We start from the raw sequence: 18,466 nt of genomic DNA on the forward strand, positions 1-18,466 counted from the left end.
TCCGGGCCCCTCGGACCCCCGCCCTCGGGATCGCGCCGCGCGAGGTCCCCCCGCGGTCGCCGGGCGTTGTCCACAGCCCCGCCGGAGTGTCACCGCGCGCCAGTAGGGTGTGAGACATGGCCGACCCCTCCAGCTACCGCCCCGAGCCGGGACAGATCCCGGACTCTCCGGGGGTGTACCGATTCCGCGACGAGCACCGCAGGGTGATCTACGTCGGAAAGGCGAAGAGCCTGCGCCAGCGCCTGGCGAACTACTTCCAGGACCTGGCGGGCCTGCACCCGCGCACCCGCACGATGGTCACCACGGCCGCGTCGGTGGAGTGGACGGTGGTGTCCACGGAGGTCGAGGCGCTCCAGCTGGAGTACTCCTGGATCAAGGAGTACGACCCCCGGTTCAACGTCAAGTACCGCGACGACAAGAGCTACCCCTACCTCGCGGTGACGATGAACGAGGAGTACCCGCGCGTGCAGGTGATGCGCGGCCACAAGAAGAAGGGCGTCAGGTACTTCGGACCGTACGCGCACGCGTGGGCGATCCGGGACACGGTCGACCTGCTCCTGCGCGTCTTCCCCGTGCGCACCTGCTCGGCCGGCGTGTTCAAGAACGCCTCCCGCACCGGCCGCCCGTGTCTGCTCGGCTACATCGGCAAGTGCTCCGCGCCCTGCGTGAGCCGGATCTCGCCCGACGACCACTGGGAACTGGCCGACGAGTTCTGTGACTTCATGGCCGGCCGCACCGGGACCTACCTGCGCCGTCTGGAGAAGCAGATGGCGCAGGCGGCCGAGGAGATGGAGTACGAGCGGGCCGCCCGCCTGCGCGACGACATCGGGGCGCTGAAGAAGGCCATGGAGAAGAGCGCCGTCGTGCTCGCGGACGCGACCGACGCCGACCTGATCGCGGTCGCCGAGGACGAGCTGGAGGCGGCCGTCCAGATCTTCCACGTCCGGGGCGGGCGCGTGCGGGGCCAGCGCGGCTGGGTGACCGACAAGGTCGAGGACGTCTCGACCGGCGCCCTCGTCGAGCACGCGCTCCAGCAGCTCTACGGCGAGGAGCGCGGCGACGCCGTGCCCAAGGAGGTCCTGGTCCCCGCGCTGCCCGACCCGGTCGAGCCGGTGCAGGAGTGGCTCACCGGGCGCCGCGGGTCCAACGTGTCGCTGCGCATCCCGCAGCGGGGCGACAAGAAGGACCTGATGGCGACCGTGGCGCGCAACGCGCAGCAGGCGCTCGTCCTGCACAAGACCAAGCGCGCCTCCGACCTGACCACGCGCTCGCGTGCCCTGGAGGAGATCGCCGAGGCCCTCGGCCTGGACAGCGCCCCGCTGCGGATCGAGTGCTACGACATCTCCCACCTCCAGGGCGACGACGTCGTGGCCTCCATGGTCGTCTTCGAGGACGGGCTCCAGCGCAAGAGCGAGTACCGCCGCTTCCAGATCAAGGGCTTCGAGGGCCAGGACGACGTCCGCTCCATGCACGAGGTGATCACCCGCCGCTTCCGGCGCTACCTGGCCGAGAAGGAGCGCACGGGCGAGTGGACCGACGGCGCGGACACGGCGGCCGCCGGGACCGGGACGGCCGTCACCGACGGGGCTGCCGTGGCCGAGGAGACCGGAACCGCCCTCGTCGACGGCGCTTTCGGCGTGCGGTCCGGGGGGAGCGCGGCGGCGGTGCTCGCCGACACCGGTGAGGCGCCCCTCACCGGCAGCCTCAAGGACGACGACGGCCGTCCCAAGCGCTTCGCCTACCCGCCCCAGCTCGTCGTCGTCGACGGCGGGCAGCCGCAGGTGGCGGCGGCCAGGAGGGCGCTGGACGAACTGGGCATCGACGACATCGCCGTCTGCGGTCTGGCCAAGCGGCTGGAGGAGGTCTGGCTCCCGGACGACGACGACCCGGTCGTCCTGCCCCGCAGCAGCGAGGGCCTGTATCTGCTCCAGCGCGTGCGGGACGAGGCCCACCGCTTCGCGATCACCTACCAGCGCACCAAGCGGGCCAAGCGCTTCCGCGCCGGACCGCTGGACGAGGTGCCGGGCCTCGGCGAGACGCGCAAGCAGGCGCTGATCAAGCACTTCGGCTCGGTGAAGAGGCTGCGCGCCGCGACCGTCGAGCAGATCTGCGAGGTCCCGGGCATAGGCCGCAAGACGGCGGAGACCATCGCCGCGGCGCTCGCCCTGGCGGCTCCGCCCGCCCCCGCCGTGAACACGGCGACCGGAGAGATCATTGATGATGAGGAACCCGACGACACGACGGGTTCCCCCGGGGCCCCCGCCACGTCGGGCGCCCCGGAGGAACGACGGGGGCAGGAGACATGACCGAGCACGACGCACACCCCACGGCCCAGCCGGAACAGACGCCCACTACTGTGCCCACAGCCGGTACCGGGCCAGGCCCCCAAGGGCCCGGCGAGGCCGCCGCCCCGCCCCCGGCGGGCGCGGACGGTCCCCGGCAGGAAGCACGGCATGAAGACGGAGCACAGGTGAGTACGGACGTCACGCCGCCCGGGATCCCCGACGCGGCCATCCCCGAGCTGGTGATCATCTCCGGCATGTCCGGAGCCGGCCGTTCGACGGCGGCCAAGTGTCTGGAGGACCTCGGCTGGTTCGTGGTCGACAACCTCCCGCCCGCCCTCATCCCCACCATGGTGGAGTTGGGCGCGCGCTCCCAGGGCAACGTGGCCCGCATCGCGGTCGTCGTCGACGTCCGCGGCCGGCGCTTCTTCGACAACCTCCGCGAGTCCCTCGCCGACCTGGAGTCGAAGAACGTCACCCGGCGCATCGTGTTCCTGGAGTCCTCCGACGACGCGCTGGTGCGCCGCTTCGAGTCCGTGCGCCGGCCGCACCCGCTCCAGGGCGACGGCCGCATCGTCGACGGCATCGCCGCCGAGCGCGAACTCCTGCGCGAACTGCGCGGCGACGCCGACCTGGTGATCGACACCTCCAGCCTCAACGTGCACGAGCTGCGGGCCAAGATGGACGCCCGGTTCGCCGGGGAGGAGGAGCCCGAGCTGCGGGCCACCGTCATGTCCTTCGGCTTCAAGTACGGTCTGCCGGTCGACGCCGACCTCGTGGTGGACATGCGCTTCCTGCCCAACCCGCACTGGGTGCCGGAGCTGCGCCCTTACACCGGGCTCAACGAGGAGGTGTCCTCGTACGTCCTCAACCAGCCGGGCGCGAAGGAGTTCCTCGACCGGTACGCGGAGCTCCTCCAGCTGGTCGCCGCGGGCTACCGCCGGGAGGGCAAGCGCTACGTGACCATCGCGGTGGGCTGCACCGGCGGCAAGCACCGCTCGGTGGCCATGTCGGAGAAGCTCGCCGCGCGCCTCGCGGCCGAGGGCGTGGAGACGGTGGTCGTGCACCGGGACATGGGACGGGAATGACCGGACGTTCTCCGCGGCTCGGCCGTCTGCGCAGGACCGCGTCCGACGGACGGGTGAGCCGGCCGGTCGAGGCGCGCGGTGGCAAACCGCGCCGCCGCGGCACCCAGCCCAAGGTCGTCGCCCTCGGCGGCGGCATGGGCCTGTCCGCCTCGCTCACCGCGCTGCGCAGGATCACCGGGGACCTCACCGGGGTCGTCACGGTGGCCGACGACGGCGGCTCCAGCGGCCGCCTGCGCGACGAACTGGGCGTGCTGCCCCCGGGCGACCTGCGCAAGGCCCTGGCCGCGCTGTGCGGCGACGACGACTGGGGCCAGACCTGGGCGCGGGTCATCCAGCACCGTTTCCAGTCGCAGGGCGAGATCAACGGGCACGCCGTCGGCAACCTGCTGATCGTCGCCCTGTGGGAGCAGCTCGGCGACCACGTCCAGGCCCTGGACCTGGTCGGCAAGCTGCTCGGGGCGCAGGGGCGGGTGCTGCCCATGTCGGCTGTGCCGCTGGAGCTCCAGGCGCTGGTCAAGGGCCATGATCCGCTGCGGCCGGACGACGTGGACACCGTCCGCGGGCAGGCGACCGTGGCGCTGACGCGCGGCGAGGTGCAGTCGGTGCACCTGGTCCCGCACGACCCGCCGGCCGTCCCGGAGGCCGTCGAGGCCGTCCTGGACGCGGACTGGGTGGTGCTCGGACCGGGCTCGTGGTTCTCCTCGGTCATGCCGCATCTGCTGGTCCCCGACCTGCTGGACGCCCTCATGGCGACGAAGGCCCGCCGGGTGCTCTCGCTGAACCTCGCGCCGCAGCCCGGAGAAACCGATGGCTTCTCCCCGCAGCGTCATTTGGAGGTTTTGGGACGACACGCCCCTAAACTCGCCCTGGACGTGGTGCTGGCCGACGAGGCCGCCGTGCCCGACCGCGACTCGCTGGCCGAAGCCGCCGAACGGTTCGGGGCGGCGGTCGAACTGGCGCCGGTGGCCCGGCCCGACGGAACCCCGAGGCACGACCCGGAGCTGTTGGCCGCCGCGTACGACCGTATTTTTCGGATGCATGGAAGGATCGGCCCATGGCGATGACGGCAGCGGTGAAGGACGAGATCTCCCGGCTCCCCGTCACCCGGACCTGCTGCAGAAAGGCGGAGGTCTCCGCCCTTCTGCGGTTCGCCGGCGGCCTCCACCTGGTGAGCGGGCGCATCGTGATCGAGGCGGAGCTGGACACCGCGATGGCGGCCCGCCGGCTCAAGCGGGACATCCTGGAGATCTTCGGCCACGGCTCGGAGCTGATCGTGATGGCCCCCAGCGGGATCCGCCGCGGCTCGCGCTATGTCGTGCGCGTGGTCGCCGGCGGTGACCAGCTGGCCCGGCAGACGGGCCTGGTGGACGGCCGCGGCCGTCCGATCCGGGGCCTGCCCCCGCAGGTGGTCTCCGGCGCGACCTGTGACGCCGAGGCCGCCTGGCGCGGCGCGTTCCTGGCGCACGGCTCGCTCACCGAGCCGGGCCGCTCGTCCTCCCTGGAGGTGACCTGCCCGGGTCCGGAGGCCGCGCTGGCGCTGGTCGGCGCCGCCCGCCGGCTGTCCATCGCGGCGAAGGCGCGCGAGGTGCGCGGCGTCGACCGGGTCGTCGTCCGCGACGGCGACGCGATCGGTGCGCTGCTCACCCGCCTGGGCGCCCACGAGTCGGTGCTCGCCTGGGAGGAGCGCCGGATGCGCCGCGAGGTGCGGGCCACGGCGAACCGCCTGGCGAACTTCGACGACGCCAACCTGCGCCGCTCGGCCCGCGCGGCCGTCGCCGCCGGGGCCCGCGTCCAGCGCGCCCTGGAGATCCTCGCGGACGACGTGCCCGAGCACCTCGCGGCGGCCGGCCGGCTGCGCATGGACCACAAGCAGGCCTCGCTGGAGGAGCTGGGCGCGCTCGCCGACCCGCCGCTGACGAAGGACGCGGTCGCCGGCCGGATCCGCCGGCTGCTGGCGATGGCCGACAAGCGCGCCTCGGACCTCGGCATCCCGGGCACGGACGCCAACCTGAGCGACGAACTCGCCGACAACCTGGTCGGCTGACGCTTCCTCAGAACGCCGGTGTGGTCGCCCGATCGGGCGACCACACCGGCGTTTTCCGTGGCGCCGACGCGCTCTTGACTCGATCATGAACTGTCATGAGCCTGGCAGGGTTCGCTGCTGGGGCGGACTCAGGCAAGGGGGGTTCATGAGACGAAGAGCGAGATCGATCCTCGCTGTCGGCGCGCTGCTGCTCGGTGGAGCGGCACTCGCACCCGTCGCCCAGGCACAGCCCGGCACCGCACCGAAGCCCGACGCCGACGAGGTGAAGGTCTTCCGCGCCGACGTCACCCGGCAGCAGGTACCCCTGCTGCTGGCGGCCGGCCAGGACGGTCAGGAACTCAGCGAGCGGGTGCCCCGCGGGGGCGCCGCCACGGTCGAGGTCTACCTCACCGACAAGCAGGCGGACAAGCTCGGGAAACAGGGCGTGCGGCTCACCGAGCACACCCTGTCCGCCACGGCGGAGAAGCGCCTGGGCGCGGCCGCCGGGGGAGTGTTCCGCCCCTACAGCGGCAGCGGCGGCCTCCGCGAGGAGATCCTCCGCACCGCCAGGGAGAACCCGGGCCTCACCAAGGTCGTCTCCATCGGCAGAACCGTCCGCGGCCAGGACATCCTCGCGCTCAAACTGACCACGAACGCGAAGAAGTCGAAGGACGGCTCTAAGCCCTCGGTGCTGTACATGTCCAACCAGCACGCCCGCGAGTGGATCACCCCGGAGATGACCCGGCGGCTGATGCACTACTACCTGGACAACTACCGGACCGACCGGCGCGTCCGGAAGATCGTCGACTCCAGCGAGCTGTGGTTCGTCCTGTCGGCCAACCCCGACGGCTACGACTACACGTTCCAGGACCCCGCCAACCGGCTCTGGCGCAAGAACCTGCGGGACGTCAACGGCGACGGCGCGATCTCCACCGGCGACGGCGTCGACCTCAACCGCAACTTCGCCTACAAGTGGGGCTACGACAACGAGGGTTCCTCACCGAACCCGACCAGCGAGACCTACCGCGGCGCGAGTCCCTCCTCAGAGCCCGAGACCAGGGCGCTCGACGCCTTCGAGAAGCGGATCGGCTTCACGTACGGCATCAACTACCACTCGGCCGCCGAGCTGCTGCTCTACGGCGTCGGCTGGCAGGTCGCCACCGACACCCCGGACGACGTCGCCTACCGGGCGCTCGCCGGCACCCCCGGCAACTCCGCGGTCCCGGGCTACCACCCGCAGGTCTCCTCGGAGCTCTACACCACCAACGGCGAGGCCGACGGCCACGCCGGGAACGTCAACGGCATGGGGATGTTCACCCCCGAGATGTCGACCTGCCAGACCGCGTCCGACGCCGACCCGGACGACCGCTGGAACGCGGCCGACTGCCAGTCCGTCTTCAACTTCCCCGACGACGAGAAGCTGATCCAGGGCGAGTTCGCCAAGAACGTCCCGTTCGCGCTCTCCGTCGCCGAGTCCGTCGCCCACCCCGACCGGCCGAAGTCCTCGGTCGGACTGACCGCCGCCGACTTCACCCCGGCGCCGTTCACCACCTCCTACGCGCGCGGCGCGGGCCAGGAGGTCTCCGTCGTCGTCCGCAAGGCGGTCCGCGACAAGGAGCTCAAGTACCGCGTCAACGGCGGCCGCACGCGGGAGCGGCCCCTGCGGGCGTGGAAGGGCGGCGAGACCTACGGCGGCGACGACAACCTCCACTACGACGAGTACCGGGCCACCGTGCGCGACGGCGGGCCGGGCGACAAGGTCGAGGTGTGGTTCACCGGCGAGACCGGGGCCGGCAAGAAGGTCTCCAGCTCTCACTTCACCTACACGGTCGCCCCTACCTACCGGGCCGACACGCTCGTCGTCGCCGAGGAGGGCGCGGCCGCCACGCAGGCGCAGACCTACGTCGACGCGCTGAAGGCCAACGGCCGCAGGGCGGTCGTCTGGGACGTCGCCACCCGGGGCGCGCCCGACGCGCTCGGCGTGCTCAGCCACTTCGCCACGGTCGTCCACTACACGGGCGCGAGCGCCCCGGGCAATCCGACCCAGCTCGAACTGCGCGCCTTCCTCAACGAGGGCGGCAAGCTGATCGAGGCGGGCGAACTGGCCGGCGGCAACGTCTCGCTCGCCGACGGCACCCCGTCCAACGACTTCAGCCAGTACTACCTGGGCGCGTACTCCCGTACGTCGACCCCCGGCGCCACCGGCTTCACCGGTTCGGGTGCGCTGAACGGGTTCACGGGCGCCCTCGGGGCCACCGCGGGCAACCCGCTGGACAAGGCCGGCACCTACGGGGTCACCTCTGACGAGCTGCCCGCCGCCCAGTACCCGCAGTTCGCCTCCTCCGGCGCCGGCAGGTTCGCCGGGACGGTCAACCCCTACGGGCCCTACGCGGGCTCGTACATGGCCGCGGCCGTCCACACCGACGACGCCTACAAACGCCTCACCCGCACCATCGACCTCGGCGGGGTCGCCGCGGCGAGCAGGCCCGCGCTGCGCACCCGGCTGCTGTGGGACACCGAGCCCGGCTACGACAACGCCGTCGTGGAGATCCACACGGTCGGCGCCGAGGACTGGACCACGCTTCCCGAGGCGGGCGGCGCGACAGGCACCGCCGTGCCCGCGGAGTGCGGGGCCGGCTTCTACATCGGCGAGCACCCGTGGCTGCGGCACTACCTCACCCTCACGTCCGGGGGCTGCACCGCGACCGGCTCCACGGGGTCGTGGAACGCGCTCACCGGCGCGTCCAGCGGATGGCAGCAGGTGAGCTTCGACCTGAGCGCTTACGCGGGCAAGAAGGTCGAGGTCTCGATCGCCTATGTCACCGACCCCGGCAGCGGCGGCCATGGCGTCCTCGCCGACGACGCCTCCCTGGTCGTCGGCGGCGGGGCCACCGAGACCGAGGGCTTCGAGACGTCGCTGGGCGCGTGGCGGGCGAGCGGTCCGCCCGCGGGCAGCCCGGCCGTGCTGAAGGACTGGGCCCGCACCGGCGTGCTCTTCCAGACCTACGGCGCGGTCACCACCGACGACACGGTGCTGCTGGGCTTCGGTCTGGAGCACCTCCCCTCGGCGGCCGACCGCACAACGCTCATCGGAAAGGCGCTCCACTCACTTGACGACTGACACGCCGAAGTCAACTCGGCGTGAAGATTCGTGACCGAATCGAGTGATCGGGCCCGTCCGGCCCGGGCGGTCCGTACCCCTACTGGCGGGTACGGACCGCCGTGCCGTGTATGGGCCGACTCGATGTCACTCCGGCCGCCCCGGAGAGGTAGGGTCGGTGGTGGTCGGGGACATCCCAAATACAGCTCGCCGGCACTGCATGGGCCGGCGTACCAACGAGGAGATCGGTTCGTGACGATCCGCGTAGGCATCAACGGCTTTGGCCGCATCGGTCGTAACTACTTCCGCGCGCTGCTGGAGCAGGGTGCTGACATCGAGATCGTGGCTGTCAACGACCTCGGTGACACCGCGACCACCGCCCACCTGCTGAAGTACGACACCATCCTGGGCCGCCTCAAGGCCGAGGTGTCGCACACGGCGGACACGATCACCGTGGACGGGCACACCATCAAGGTGCTGTCCGAGCGCAACCCCGCCGACATCCCGTGGGGCGACCTCGGCGTCGACATCGTGATCGAGTCGACCGGCATCTTCACCAAGAAGGCCGACGCCGAGAAGCACATCGCGGGCGGCGCCAAGAAGGTCCTCATCTCGGCTCCGGCCAAGGACGAGGACATCACCATCGTGATGGGCGTCAACCAGGACAAGTACGACGCGGCGAACCACCACGTCATCTCCAACGCCTCCTGCACCACCAACTGCGTGGCGCCGATGGCCAAGGTTCTCGACGAGAACTTCGGCATCGTCAAGGGCCTGATGACGACGGTCCACGCGTACACCAACGACCAGCGCATCCTGGACTTCCCGCACTCGGACCTGCGCCGCGCCCGCGCCGCCGCCGAGAACATCATCCCCACCACGACGGGCGCCGCGAAGGCCACCGCCCTGGTCCTGCCGCAGCTCAAGGGCAAGCTGGACGGCATCGCGATGCGCGTCCCGGTCCCGACCGGCTCGGCCACCGACCTGGTCGTGACCCTCCAGCGCGAGGTCACCAAGGACGAGGTCAACGCCGCGTTCAAGAAGGCCTCCGAGGACGGCGACCTCAAGGGCTTCCTGACCTACACCGAGGACCCGATCGTCTCCTCGGACATCGTCGGCGACCCGTCGTCCTGCACCTTCGACTCCTCCCTGACCATGGTCCAGGAGGGCAACTCGGTGAAGATCCTCGGCTGGTACGACAACGAGTGGGGCTACTCCAACCGCCTCGTCGACCTCACGGTCTTCGTCGGCGACCAGCTCTGATCCACAGAGCGAGCACGTCCATGTGAGAGCAGGGCCCGGGCGGCGCAAGGACGCGCCGCCCGGGCCCTGACGCACGTGCAGACCAGCCCTCTTAGGATCACGAGCACCACCCGTCCTCCAGGGAGCCCACTCAATGAAGACGATCGACGAACTTCTCGCCGAAGGCGTCGCAGGCAAGCGCGTCTTCGTCCGCGCAGACCTGAACGTGCCGCTGGACGGCACGACCATCACCGACGACGGCCGTATCCGCGCCGTGCTGCCCACCGTCAAGGCGCTGGCCGGGGCGGGCGCCCGCGTGGTCGTCGCCTCCCACCTGGGCCGCCCCAAGGGCGCTCCGGACCCCGCCTTCTCCCTCGCTCCCGCCGCCGCGCGCCTCGGTGAACTCCTCGGCGCCGACGTGGCCTTCGCGACCGACACCGTCGGCGACTCCGCCACGTCCACCGTCGCCGGCCTCGCCGACGGCCGGGTCGCGGTCGTCGAGAACCTGCGCTTCAACGCGGGCGAGACCAGCAAGGACGACGCCGAGCGCGCCGCCTTCGCCGACCGGCTGGCCACCCTCGCCGACGTGTACGTGGGCGACGGCTTCGGCGCGGTGCACCGCAAGCACGCGTCCGTGTACGACCTGCCGGGCAGGCTGCCGCACTACGCCGGCTACCTGATCGCCACCGAGGTCGGCGTCCTGAAGAAGCTCACCGAGGACGTCGCGCGCCCCTACGTCGTGGCGCTCGGCGGCTCCAAGGTCTCCGACAAGCTCGCCGTCATCGACCAGCTGCTGGGGAAGGCCGACCGCATCCTCATCGGCGGCGGCATGGCCTTCACCTTCCTCAAGGCCCAGGGCCACGAGGTCGGCGCCTCCCTCCTTCAGGAGGACCAGATCCCGGCCGTCACCGAGTACCTGGAACGCGCCGAGAAGCAGGGCGTCGAGCTGGTCGTCCCGGTCGACGTCGTCGTCTCGCCCGGATTCCCGGACCTGAAGACCAAGGCGTCCAACGAGCACTCCGCCGTCGACGCGGACCGGATGCCCGAGGGACAGCTGGGCCTGGACATCGGCCCCAAGACCGGTGAGCTGTACGCGGGCAAGCTCGCCGACGCCGCGACCGTGTTCTGGAACGGTCCGATGGGCGTCTTCGAACACCCCGACTACGCCGAGGGCACCAAGGCGGTCGCCCAGGCCCTCGTCGACTCGGACGGCTTCACCGTCGTCGGCGGCGGAGACTCCGCCGCCGCCGTGCGCACGCTCGGCTTCGACGAGAACGCATTCGGCCACATCTCGACCGGTGGCGGCGCCTCCCTCGAATACCTCGAGGGCAAGACGCTCCCCGGCCTCGCCGCACTGGAGGACTGACCCCGCATGACCACTCGTACGCCGCTGATGGCGGGCAACTGGAAGATGAACCTCAACCACCTCGAGGCCATCGCCCACGTCCAGAAGCTCGCCTTCGCCCTGGCCGACAAGGACCACGAGGCCGTCGAGGTCGCCGTCCTCGCGCCGTTCACCGACCTGCGCTCCGTGCAGACCCTGGTCGACGGCGACAAGCTCAAGATCAAGTACGGCGCCCAGGACATCTCGGCGCATGACTCCGGCGCCTACACCGGCGAGATCTCCGGGGCCATGCTCGCCAAGCTGAAGTGCACGTTCGTGGCGATCGGCCACTCCGAGCGCCGCCAGTACCACAACGAGACCGACGAACTCGTGAACGCCAAGGTCAAGGCCGCCTACAAGCACGGCCTGACCCCGATCCTGTGCGTGGGCGAGGAGCTGGACGTCCGCGAGGCGGGCAACCACGTCTCCCACACCCTCGCCCAGGTCGACGGCGGTCTCAAGGACGTGCCGGCCGAGCAGGCCGAGACGATCGTGATCGCCTACGAGCCCGTGTGGGCCATCGGCACGGGCAAGGTCTGCGGCGCCGAGGACGCGCAGGAGGTCTGCGCGGCGATTCGCGCCAGGGTCGCCGAGCTGTACACCCAGGAGCTGGCCGACAAGGTCCGCATCCAGTACGGCGGCTCCGTGAAATCCGGCAACGTCGCCGAGATCATGGCGCAGGCCGACATCGACGGCGCGCTGGTCGGTGGCGCCTCGCTGGACGCCGACGAGTTCGTCAAGATCGTGCGCTTCCGCGACCAGTGATCCGCCGGGTGATCCGCCGGTGATCCCGCGGTGATCCGAGCTGTGAGTATGCGGTAGCGGCGATCCGTCGTACCCTTGCGGGGGCACAGCGCCGCGCGGCCGAGCCGCGCCGGGACAACGACGCTGTGCCCCTGTCGTCCGAACCGTTCGCCCAATGCGTCATCCGAATCCGAGGAAGTTGGTCCAGCCGTGGTTTTGGGGTTCTCGATCGCCCTGATCGTCTTCAGCCTGCTGCTGATGCTGCTGGTGCTGATGCACAAGGGGAAGGGCGGCGGTCTCTCCGACATGTTCGGTGGCGGCATGCAGTCCTCCGTCGGCGGCTCCTCGGTCGCCGAGCGCAACCTCGACCGCATCACCGTGGTCGTCGGGCTGCTCTGGTTCACCTGCATCATCGTGCTCTGCATCGTGATGAAGACGAACAACTGATCAGCTTCTCACAGGCACGCACATTCCGGTACGTAACGCCCCATGTTCGGTACGCGCAGCTGAGCGCCGCCTATCATGGGGCTTGCGTCCAGGTGTGGAAGCTGTAACTCCAAGCACTGGACGCGCGTTGGGCCTTACGTAGACTGAGGCGCTCGCAGCGGAGCGAAACGCCGACTCGCTTCGCGGCACCATCACGCAGGGAGTTACGACCGTGGCAAGTGGCAACGCGATCCGAGGAAGCCGGGTCGGGGCGGGGCCGATGGGCGAGGCCGAGCGGGGCGAGTCCGCGCCCCGTCTGCGCATCTCCTTCTGGTGCTCCAACGGACACGAGACGCAGCCCAGCTTCGCCAGCGACGCGCAGGTCCCCGACACCTGGGACTGCCCCCGCTGCGGGTTCCCGGCCGGACAGGACCGGGACAACCCCCCGGACCCACCGCGCACCGAGCCCTACAAGACGCACCTCGCGTACGTGAGGGAGCGGCGCAGCGACGCGGACGGCGAGGCGATCCTCGCCGAGGCGCTCGCCAAACTGCGGGGCGAGATCTGACAGCACGACCGGCCGGGCGCCTCAGGGAGCCTGGCCGCATGCGTCGCGGGGCGGGCCGCCGCCCGTCCGCGGACCGATTGTCAGTGGCACCCTCTACGGTTTTCCCACGGTTCCCGCCCTCGCGGTGAACCGGTCAGCCGTGAGGGGGAGTCGTGGCGACGGTCGGCACTGCGGAAAGCCGCGCGCCCGCGTGGCGCGGGGGGTTCGGACGGCTGTGGAGTGCCGCGGTGATCTCCCGCTTCGGGGACGCGCTGCGCACCACCGCGCTGCCCCTGCTCGCCGTGCGGCTCACGGACGACCCCGTGGTCATCGCCTCCGTCACCGCCTGCGGCTATCTTCCCTGGCTGCTGTTCGGGCTGCTCGGCGGAGCCGTCGCCGACCGGGTCGACCAACGGCGCGCCATGTGGGCCGTGGACACTGCGCGCGGTGTGCTGGTCGCCGCCTTCGCGCTCGTGGTGGGCCTGGGCCACGCCTCCGTCCCCCTGCTGCTGTCCCTGGCCTTCCTGCTGACGGCGTTGCAGACACTCTTCGACAACGCGTCCACGGCACTGCTTCCCTCCCTGGTGGACGCGCGGGCCCTCGGCGGGGCCAACGCCCGTCTGATGACCGGTCAGCAGCTCGCGGGCGGCCTGCCGGCCGGGCCCGTCGTCCCGTTGCTGATCGGCCTCGGCGCGTGGGCGCCGTTCGCGGCCGACGCGGGCACCTATCTGCTGGCCGCGGGGCTGGTGGCGTCCCTGCGGGTGCGGCCGCCCGCGCGTGAGCCGCGCCCGGCGGGCAGCACACTGCGCGCCGAGATCGCCGAGGGCCTGCGGCATCTGCGGCGCGACCGCGTCCTGCGGCCGGTCTGTCTGGCCACCCTCCTGTGCAACATCGGCATGGGCGCGCTGATCGCCACCCTGGTGCTGCACGTGACGCGCTGGCTGCGCGTGGGCGACACCGGATTCGCCGCCGCGATGACGGTGTACGCGCTCGGCAGTCTCGCCGGCGGCCTGCTCGCCCAGCGGACAGCCCGCCGCGTCGGCAGGGCCCGGGCCCTGTTGCTCGCCGGGACGGTCCAGACGGCGTCGCTGCTGCTCATGGGCGCGGTCCAGCACCTGGCCGCCCTGCTCGTGGGCGTGCTGCTGCTCGGCTCCATGGGCATGGTCTGGAACGTCAACCAGACGACGCTGATGCAGCAGCGCAGCCCGGCGTCCATGGTGGGCCGCGTCTCCGCCGCGTTCCGTACGGCGTCCACCGCCGGCGCCCCGGCGGGCGCCCTCCTCGGCGGAGCGGCGGCCCGGCACTTCGGCCTCAACGCGCCCGCGCTCCTCGCGGCCCTGCTCTTCGCACTGGCGGCCGCCGCGTTGATACCCGCGGGCCGGGCGGACGTATCTGTCGGTGCACCGCACGACGGCGCCGCGACGACTCGCGTCGCCCCTTGACCGACCAGGTCGGCGCCGGCGCGGCAATGCCGTGCGAGCGGGCAGCGCCCGCCGAGTCCAACGTCCCCCTGCTGCTGGGCATGCTCGGCATCTGGTACGGCAACTTCCACGACGCCCGGTCGCACGCCGTGCTGCCCTACAGCCACTACCTGTCCAGGTTCGCCGCCTACCTCCAGCAGCTCGACATGGAGTCCAACGGCAAGTCCGTCGGCCGGGACGGCGAGGAGGTGGGCTGGCAGACCGGACCAGTCGTCTGGGGCACGCCGGGCACCAACGGGCAGCACGCCTACTACCAGTTGATCCACCAGGGCACCCAGCTGATCCCGGCCGACTTCATCGGCTTCGCCGAGCCGCTGGCCGGTCTCGGCGGCGAACTGCGCGCCCAGCACGACCTGCTGATGGCCAACTTCTTCGCCCAGACGCAGGCGCTCGCCTTCGGCAAGACCGCCGACGAGGTGCGCGCGGAAGGCGTCCCGGAGGAACTGGTGCCCCACAGGACGTTCAAGGGCGACCACCCGACGACCACCGTCCTCGCCCCTGAGCTGACGCCCTCGGTCCTCGGTCAGCTCGTCGCCCTCTACGAGCACAAGGTGTTCGTGCAGGGCGCGGTGTGGAACATCGACTCCTTCGACCAGTGGGGCGTGGAGCTGGGCAAGGTCCTCGCCAAGAGGGTCGAGCCCGCGCTCACCGAAGGGGTCCAGGTGCCGGGACTGGACGACTCCACCCGGGCTCTGGTCGCCAAGTACCGTGAGATGCGCGGCCGTTGACGGCACCGGGCGGGAACGCCCGGCACGGGAGGCGGACGGTGTGCGCGCGTCCGCCTCCCGTAGAATCCCCGGCGATCATCAGCACGACGACTCGGGGGAGCCGCTACATGACCGGTGCACGCAGGAGATGGACCGACGGATCGCTGACCGCCGGATCCCTCCTCCGGCCTCATCGTGTGGCGCGCGCGGTGTTCCACCCGGCGTGGATACCGCCGTCGCTCGACCCGACGGTGGAGAAGCTCAAGCGGATCCGGGTCGTCGCCGGGGCGGTGGCGGCGTTCGGCGTCTACACCTTCGTGGAGGGCGGGTTCGCCTTCGACGAGATGCTGGAGAACACCGCGATCGCCTCCGCCGTGCTGTTCTTCCTCACGCCGACGACGGTCGGGGCGATGCTCTTCGTGTGGCGGCGCACCGGCACCGTGCGGCAGCTGAAGGTGCCGCTCGTCGACGCGCTGAAGCTGCTGCTGCTCTTCGTCGGCTGCGTCTTCGCGACCGTGGGGATCTTCCAGGCGAGCGAGGCGGTGGGATTCGTCCCCAGGCTCCTGCTGTCCCTCGCCGGCCTGTGGATGGCCGTGTTCGTGGCGGCGGGCGCCGTGCGGCTGTCCGGCAACTTCTTCGGCACCGCCGCCGTGCACCGCTGTCTGCCGCCCCTGCTGGCGACGGTGACGACCTGGCTGATGGCCGTCCCCGACCTGGTCACGGGCGACCTGCACGGTCTGAGCCTCACCATGGGCGTCGTCTTCATCCTGGGCGCGCCGCTGACCGTCACCGGCATCGCCCTGGTGGAGACCCGCCGGCTCAGGCGGCGCTACGGCATCCGTCTCGCGGCCCATCCGGCGACCCTGCCCCCGACGCCCGCACCGCCGCCGACCGGGCCGCCGGCCCGGTTGCCCACGCCGTCCGGGACCCACCCCTACGGGGCGCCGTACGCGCCGGGCGCGCGCGGGCCGTATCCGCAGGGTGCTCCGTACACCCAGGGCGGAAACCCGTACGGGCACGGCGGCGGGAACCCGTACGCGCCGTGGCCGCCCCATCCGGGCGGGCGCCCGCTCGGCGGCTGACCGGCCGCAACCGCGTGGCCGGGCCGCCGCGACCGCGTCTGCGGCGGTGATCCAAACGACAGGCCCTGGTGCTCAGGCCACCGCGCTCAGGGTGTCCGCGAGTCTGCGCCGGGCCGCACGGGACGCCGGGAGCGCGGCGAGGGCGCACGCGCCCAGCACCGCCGCCGCGGCGAACAGCGCCAGCAGGACCGGCGACGGCCCCCGCGCGATCCCGGCGCCGATGCCGCTCGACCGGCCCTGGGCGTCGATCAGCCACCGGGCGAAGGGCGTGCCCACGGCGGTGGCGGCGAGGACCGCGGCCAGGACGGTGCAGCCGGTGGCCGTGACCGTGACCGCGGTGATCTGCCGGGGGGACAGCCCCACGGCCTTGAGGGCGAGCAGGTCCCGCTCGCCCTCGCGCACCGTGCCGCCGATCACGGTGAGCAGTTCGATGAGCCCGATCAGGGCGAGGACGGCGATCAGGCCCGCGACCACCGCCCGCAGCGAGGACAGCCCGTCGGCCGGGTTGGTCACCGTGTGCACGTCCAGGCGGCCCTGCCCGGCTGCGGTCAGCCGGGCGGCGACCTCCCGCGCGTCCGCGCCGGGACGCAGCCGGAGCTGGTAGAGCGTGGGGCCCAGGCCCGGGTCGTTCTCGCGCAGGGTGTCCAGCGAGGTGGAGATGACCCGTCCGGCGTTCTCGGGCTCGATGCTGCGGCCGACGATGTGCAGGATCTGCGGCTGCTCCCCGACGGTCACCCGCACCCAGTCGCCCACCCGCGCGTCGAGCAGGTCGAGCAGGCCCTGTCCGGCCACCGCCTCGTCGCGGCCGTGCGGCCGGTCGCCCTCCGCCAGGGCGTACGGGTACGGTTCGCGGCCGGTGCCGAGGCCGCGCAGGGCGATGGTGGCCGTCTGGCCCGGTACCAGTGCCGCCACCTGGGCGCCGGGGTAGGCGGCGGCCACCTGCGGATCGCGCTCCAGCAGGGCGAGGGTGTCCGGGCCGTTCGCGCCGGAGTCGACGCGGACGCTGAGCGCGGCCGGCAGCCCGACCTGTTCGGGACTGCTGCGGAAGCGGTCGATGGTGGTCCAGGCGCTCATCGCGACGACGATCAGCAGCAGCGGAAGCGCCAGCCGGGCCACCGCCGCCGGCGAGCGCGGGCGCTTGGCGAACGCCGTGTGCCAGCCGAGCACCAGCGCGGGCGGCAGCCGCAGCCCGAGCGCCCGGCGTGCCAGGCCCGAGAGGGCCCCGCCCGTCGCGCCGGCCGGCCGCGGCACCGGCACCGGCGGCACCCGTCCGGCCCGCCACGCGGCGAGACCGGTCGTCGCGCCGATGAACAGGACCGCCCCCGCGGGCACCGCGACCAGCGCCGCCGCGGTGGCGGGCAGTCCCTGCCACACGCCGACGGCGTCACCGAAGCGGCCCGGGATCCGGCTGCCCAGCGCCCGGATGAGCGCCGCCGCGGCGACGGCCCCCAGCAGCGCGTACGTCAGGTGCTGGAACAGGAAGACGCGGACCACCTGGCCCGGTGTGAACCCGATCGCCTTGAGGACGGAGATGTCCCGCAGGTGGCCGCGGATGCGGGTGGCGATCGCCCCGTGCACGGCGAGCCCGGCGGCGACCAGCGCGCCGAGCCCGAACAGGGCCAGCACCTGCCCGAGGAGGCGGTTGTCGCCCTGCGCCTCGGCCCGCGCCTGCCTCCAGGTAGAGACCTCGCCGACGGCGCCCGAGCCGAGCACGGTGACCGCGCGCTGCACGATGTAGTCGGTGTCGCCGGGATCCGACAGCCGCAGCCCGATCACGTCGCCCCGCGGGTCGGGCAGGGCGGACGGCAGCGCCCACACCAGCCCGGGCCGCTCGCCCGGCCGGTAGCGGGGCTCGGCGCTGTCGGCGACGCCGAGGACGGTCAGTCTGCGCGCGGTGCCGGGCAGGGTGAGGGTGTCGCCCGGTTCGGCGAGCAGCGCGCGGGCCAGCCGGCTCTCCAGGACCACGCCGTCGGCGTCGTCGGGGTCCAGCCAGGAGCCGGACGTCAGCAGCGGCCGGCCCACGGCGGGCCGCGCGGGCGTGCCGCGCAGTTCGACGGAGGCGCGCGCGCCGCGTGAGACGACGGTGGCGGACTCGGTGGGGTAGGGGCCGGCCACCGACTCGACGCCGTCCAGCCCGGCCAGCTTTCCCACCCGCGCGGACGGGCCGGTGTGCAGATACACGTGCGCGCCGTTCGCCTGGGCGAACACCCGCTGCCAGGGGTTGGTGGCGTAACCGAACAGCGCCATGGCCAGCAGCAGCGAGCCGACGATGCCGGCGGTGGCGAGGACCAGGAACAGCGCCTCGCCGCGGTGGGTGCGCAGATCGGAGTGCGCCCAGCGCAGGACGGCTCGCACCGGCT

The 18,466-nt window shown here is 72.2% G+C and carries 13 protein-coding genes and 1 pseudogene; 13 read left to right on the forward strand and 1 reads right to left on the reverse strand.

Features of this window, described 5'->3' with window-relative positions; genetic code table 11:
- Positions 1-116 precede the first annotated feature (116 nt).
- From uvrC to ACGFSH_RS05415, 13 genes and pseudogenes are all read left to right on the forward strand, one after another.
- A complete protein-coding gene (gene uvrC, locus ACGFSH_RS05355; protein ID WP_393345149.1) occupies positions 117-2,306 on the forward strand; it encodes an excinuclease ABC subunit UvrC in 2,190 nt (729 codons plus the stop codon).
- Entirely contained in the window at positions 2,303-3,370 is a 1,068-nt protein-coding gene (gene rapZ, locus ACGFSH_RS05360; RefSeq protein WP_393345151.1) for an RNase adapter RapZ, read from the forward strand. The genes uvrC and rapZ overlap by 4 nt, the downstream gene beginning before the upstream one ends.
- A complete protein-coding gene (gene yvcK / locus ACGFSH_RS05365) occupies positions 3,367-4,434 on the forward strand; it encodes a uridine diphosphate-N-acetylglucosamine-binding protein YvcK (protein WP_329408711.1) in 1,068 nt (355 codons plus the stop codon). The genes rapZ and yvcK overlap by 4 nt, the downstream gene beginning before the upstream one ends.
- The gene (whiA, locus tag ACGFSH_RS05370) at positions 4,425-5,414 is read left to right on the forward strand and encodes a DNA-binding protein WhiA (RefSeq protein ID WP_069770129.1); all 990 of its coding nucleotides are present in this window, start codon (positions 4,425-4,427) and stop codon (positions 5,412-5,414) included. The genes yvcK and whiA overlap by 10 nt, the downstream gene beginning before the upstream one ends.
- Before the next feature lie 145 nt (positions 5,415-5,559).
- Positions 5,560-8,514, forward strand: a complete 2,955-nt coding sequence (locus ACGFSH_RS05375) for a M14 family zinc carboxypeptidase (protein WP_393345154.1) — start codon at positions 5,560-5,562, stop codon at positions 8,512-8,514.
- Between the two features lie 231 nt (positions 8,515-8,745).
- Positions 8,746-9,756: a type I glyceraldehyde-3-phosphate dehydrogenase gene (gene gap, locus ACGFSH_RS05380; protein ID WP_393345155.1), complete on the forward strand. Its 1,011-nt coding sequence runs from the start codon at positions 8,746-8,748 to the stop codon at positions 9,754-9,756.
- Positions 9,757-9,889: 133 nt separating this feature from the next.
- Positions 9,890-11,101: a phosphoglycerate kinase gene (locus ACGFSH_RS05385; protein ID WP_393345157.1), complete on the forward strand. Its 1,212-nt coding sequence runs from the start codon at positions 9,890-9,892 to the stop codon at positions 11,099-11,101.
- Positions 11,102-11,107: 6 nt separating this feature from the next.
- A complete protein-coding gene (gene tpiA, locus ACGFSH_RS05390) occupies positions 11,108-11,884 on the forward strand; it encodes a triose-phosphate isomerase (RefSeq protein ID WP_329408702.1) in 777 nt (258 codons plus the stop codon).
- 189 nt (positions 11,885-12,073) lie between these two features.
- Positions 12,074-12,310, forward strand: coding sequence for a preprotein translocase subunit SecG (secG, locus tag ACGFSH_RS05395; RefSeq protein WP_256915905.1), 237 nt, complete (start codon positions 12,074-12,076; stop codon positions 12,308-12,310).
- 211 nt (positions 12,311-12,521) lie between these two features.
- Positions 12,522-12,857 carry an RNA polymerase-binding protein RbpA gene (locus tag ACGFSH_RS05400; RefSeq protein ID WP_003957010.1) on the forward strand — a complete coding sequence of 112 codons (336 nt, stop codon included), beginning with the start codon at positions 12,522-12,524 and terminating at the stop codon, positions 12,855-12,857.
- A 227-nt stretch (positions 12,858-13,084) separates the two neighbouring features.
- The gene (locus ACGFSH_RS05405; RefSeq protein ID WP_393345160.1) at positions 13,085-14,278 is read left to right on the forward strand and encodes an MFS transporter; all 1,194 of its coding nucleotides are present in this window, start codon (positions 13,085-13,087) and stop codon (positions 14,276-14,278) included.
- 38 nt (positions 14,279-14,316) lie between these two features.
- Positions 14,317-15,045, forward strand: a pseudogene (locus tag ACGFSH_RS05410) (glucose-6-phosphate isomerase); the annotation flags it as partial.
- Positions 15,046-15,152: 107 nt separating this feature from the next.
- The gene (locus ACGFSH_RS05415; protein WP_393345161.1) at positions 15,153-16,106 is read left to right on the forward strand and encodes a hypothetical protein; all 954 of its coding nucleotides are present in this window, start codon (positions 15,153-15,155) and stop codon (positions 16,104-16,106) included.
- Between the two features lie 72 nt (positions 16,107-16,178).
- Here the strand turns inward: ACGFSH_RS05415 and ACGFSH_RS05420 are convergent, their stop codons facing one another.
- Entirely contained in the window at positions 16,179-18,461 is a 2,283-nt protein-coding gene (locus ACGFSH_RS05420; protein ID WP_393345163.1) for an ABC transporter permease, read from the reverse strand.
- Positions 18,462-18,466 lie beyond the last annotated feature (5 nt).

This window comes from Streptomyces sp. NPDC048481 (assembly GCF_043200075.1).
GTDB lineage: Bacteria > Actinomycetota > Actinomycetes > Streptomycetales > Streptomycetaceae > Streptomyces.

Excerpts from the sequence above, each read along its gene's own strand:
- uvrC (WP_393345149.1), top strand. The coding sequence starts at position 117 with ATGGCCGACCCCTCCAGCTACCGCCCCGAGCCGGGACAGATCCCGGAC.
- rapZ (WP_393345151.1), top strand. The coding sequence starts at position 2,303 with ATGACCGAGCACGACGCACACCCCACGGCCCAGCCGGAACAGACGCCC.
- yvcK (WP_329408711.1), top strand. The coding sequence starts at position 3,367 with ATGACCGGACGTTCTCCGCGGCTCGGCCGTCTGCGCAGGACCGCGTCC.
- whiA (WP_069770129.1), top strand. The coding sequence starts at position 4,425 with ATGGCGATGACGGCAGCGGTGAAGGACGAGATCTCCCGGCTCCCCGTC.
- ACGFSH_RS05375 (WP_393345154.1), top strand. The coding sequence starts at position 5,560 with ATGAGACGAAGAGCGAGATCGATCCTCGCTGTCGGCGCGCTGCTGCTC.
- ACGFSH_RS05385 (WP_393345157.1), top strand. The coding sequence starts at position 9,890 with ATGAAGACGATCGACGAACTTCTCGCCGAAGGCGTCGCAGGCAAGCGC.
- tpiA (WP_329408702.1), top strand. The coding sequence starts at position 11,108 with ATGACCACTCGTACGCCGCTGATGGCGGGCAACTGGAAGATGAACCTC.
- ACGFSH_RS05415 (WP_393345161.1), top strand. The coding sequence starts at position 15,153 with ATGACCGGTGCACGCAGGAGATGGACCGACGGATCGCTGACCGCCGGA.